This window comes from Saccharothrix sp. ST-888, from assembly GCF_000955975.1.
Taxonomy (GTDB): Bacteria; Actinomycetota; Actinomycetes; order Streptomycetales; family Streptomycetaceae; genus Kitasatospora.
In genome coordinates this window covers 1-498 of sequence record NZ_JYJF01000352.1, presented here as the reverse complement: position 1 = coordinate 498, position 498 = coordinate 1, and the positions used below count along the sequence as shown (strand labels likewise).

1 protein-coding gene is annotated in these 498 nt (G+C 77.7%); it reads left to right on the top strand.

The features are described 5' to 3' along the window. Window positions 1-320: hypothetical protein (locus tag UK12_RS41915; protein WP_045306908.1), on the top strand; the 320-nt coding region annotated here is incomplete at its 5' end. Window positions 321-498: the final 178 nt, after the last annotated feature.

Here is a 498-nt window from a genome sequence, read left to right as displayed (position 1 = left end):
CCGACGCGGTCGCCAAGTCGCTGGTGGCGTTCGCCAACACGAGCAGCAAGGAGACCGGCGTCCGGCTGGTCCCGCTGGCCGCGGCGGCCGAGCCGGAGGGGCCGTCCTCGCCCTCCGTCCAGCTGGACACCGCGGTCGGTGCCGCCGCCGGGGTCCTGGTCGGCGCACTGGGGATGATGACCCGTCGCCGCCCTGGCACCACGGTGACGGCCGGGGCCCCCGTCCCGCCCGGTCCTCGCACCGACCCCGACCCCGCGCCGGAGTCGGCCCCTGCTGCCAGGTCCTCCGAAGAGCCACGGAAGGCAGGCGTCCGAGCATGACCACGGACCTCACCCGCACCACCCGCCCACCGCACACCCCACCGGGCCGCCCGGGGCGCAGACCGGCCGGTCGGCGCGGGCCGCAGGCGGGACAGGAAGCGGGGAACGGGCGATGACCACCGAGCAGTTGAACGGCGTCGGCCTGCCCGCGCAGGCGGGGGTGCCGAGCTGGCGGGCC